Source organism: Chryseobacterium mucoviscidosis (assembly GCF_002177115.1).
Taxonomy (GTDB): Bacteria; Bacteroidota; Bacteroidia; order Flavobacteriales; family Weeksellaceae; genus Chryseobacterium; species Chryseobacterium mucoviscidosis.
Genome location: NZ_MVAG01000209.1, coordinates 1 through 252 on the forward strand (window position 1 = coordinate 1; position 252 = coordinate 252).

Below are 252 nucleotides of genomic sequence, written 5' to 3' on the forward strand. Positions count from 1 at the left end.
ATGAATGGGATCGGGAGTGGGAGGAGAATTGGGCAGCCAAGGAACATCTGTATCATACTTCTACGGAGAAGATTTACGGCTTGGCAGAACAATTAATCCTTGATGACATGAATCACCCACTGACGAAGGCGGCAGATGAATTCTTTACCGGTGAGAAGAAAGAAAATGATATTGAAGAACGAATAGCTTTAATGTTTGAGCGGCATATTCAATTTAACAAACAATTGGTGGAACAGGGAATTGAGAGCGGGG

At 42.9% G+C, this 252-nt stretch carries 1 protein-coding gene; it reads left to right on the forward strand.

Annotated features, from left to right (window positions below; translation table 11 throughout):
• Window positions 1–252 (forward strand): TetR family transcriptional regulator C-terminal domain-containing protein (locus B0E34_RS22925; RefSeq protein ID WP_228423125.1); only part of this gene is annotated, 252 nt, incomplete at both ends.